Consider the following 1564-nt stretch of genomic DNA (forward strand, 5'->3'; position numbering starts at 1 on the left):
TATATCACATAAACCGCCGTATTTCAAGTCCTACATGGACATATCCATTTCCGGTTCTTCCGATAATTCCTCGATTTCTGCGATTTCTTCATTTTCCGTATTTTCTTCTGTTTGTTCGTCTGACTGAGTTTGTTCATGCTTGATCGTATGAAATTTATCTTCATCGGGCAGAAGATTCAAAGTTCTGCCGTTATCCCACTTAACCATGACTGAGCCGATATCGTCGACTCCAATAATAGTTCCATTGGTGCCGCTTTCCACAGGACATAAGTCCTCCATGTGGTCAAGACAAATCCGAGTACCCTCGGGATACCTCTGTCTAAGCAACTCAACTTTCTTTTCATTGTATACCATGCGTACCTCACATTGTCATTCCAATATCGGGTTCATCGGTCAAATCTTCTGACTGAATGCTGTTTATTTCTTCCTCCGTCTGCAAGCTCCAGTTGTCATCTGAATTCCAGAAGCTGACATAAATATCGCCGTCGGGAGTTTTTATCGGCCGCTGTTCAAGAGACTCCCCAACGCCGTCTGAAAGTTGTCCCTCGCAGTACGAGCGGAATTCTTCAAGCTCTTCATCTGTAAGCTGACCGTAAATCTGAGCCGTAATAACGCCAACAAGCTCTCCGTCGCGCTCCTCGACAGACATAAACGCCGAGCGTACCTTTTGGTCGACTGAATTGCCCTTGCCATACCAGTTCATGAGACCCCGTTCTTTCTCCTCGGGCATTGTAAAATCCTCAATAAATCGGTTTATCTCCGATTTGTAAGCAGAAGCCTCATAGGACGAGATTTTTTCGTATTCCTCGTCATACCGGCATTCCGGTTCTCTGTTGATTTCAAGCGGACAGTAAAATTTTAATTCCTGTAAATGATTCTGCATATGATTTTCGTACAACAGTTTGGCGTTTGGAATATACTGGGCATATCTTGCATAGGGAGCACCCTCAGACTCTATTAACAAGCCGTCGCCCTGTTGCTTGTCGTAGATCAGCAGACAATGGTGTACGCCGTTGCCGTACCACATACTGTTAAGGTTTTCACTTATGAGATCGTTATTGCACATCGGAGTGTGTTTCAGCCTCTCAAATTCTTCGGTCGGAACAGGCACAGCTTTTTCCACCACGCAAGTATACGTTTTGAATTCCGATTCTTTGCGAAGCAGATTTGTGTTGATTATAAGTTTGTTGTTCATTGATTTCCTCCTTTGTTTTATTTTCCATTTTAATAGTATAGCTGCCACACGGGTATCACGTCCTTCCTTGAGAAATAAAAAAAGACCGTTTTGTCATTTATCACATTTCGTGATATTAGACAAAACAGTCTTGAAAAGTTTGTGAAAGTTTTTTCATAAATAATCGGCAAGTTAAGAGCGAAATTTGCTCAAAGCCTGCCGATTTGTTTGACAATATTTCGTTGTGTAGCGTTCAAATCCTTCCGGTCGGCTAAAATCGTGAAAAAGCATCCACGGTTTTCACCTTAAAATTTCCGGTTAAAAAGCATGAAAAAAGCCCGTATTTACGGGCTTTTCGGCTGGTGCATCTTTTTTGTTCCACCAATATGG

The 1564-nt window shown here is 42.5% G+C and carries 2 protein-coding genes; both read right to left on the minus strand.

Annotated features, from left to right (window positions below; all coding sequences use genetic code 11):
- Positions 1–30: 30 nt before the first annotated feature.
- The gene (locus DW793_RS14165) at positions 31–354 is read right to left on the minus strand and encodes a DUF4314 domain-containing protein (protein ID WP_117940718.1); all 324 of its coding nucleotides are present in this window, start codon (positions 352–354) and stop codon (positions 31–33) included.
- A 7-nt stretch (positions 355–361) separates the two neighbouring features.
- On the minus strand, positions 362–1195 hold the full coding sequence (locus DW793_RS14170) for a DUF6329 domain-containing protein (protein ID WP_117878144.1): 834 nt from the start codon (positions 1193–1195) through the stop codon (positions 362–364).
- Positions 1196–1564 lie beyond the last annotated feature (369 nt).

The organism is Ruminococcus sp. AM31-15AC (assembly GCF_003462045.1).
Classification (GTDB): Bacteria; Bacillota; Clostridia; order Oscillospirales; family Ruminococcaceae; genus Hominimerdicola; species Hominimerdicola aceti.

Excerpts from the sequence above, each read along its gene's own strand:
- DW793_RS14170 (WP_117878144.1), bottom strand. The coding sequence starts at position 1,195 with ATGAACAACAAACTTATAATCAACACAAATCTGCTTCGCAAAGAATCG.
- DW793_RS14165 (WP_117940718.1), bottom strand. The coding sequence starts at position 354 with ATGGTATACAATGAAAAGAAAGTTGAGTTGCTTAGACAGAGGTATCCC.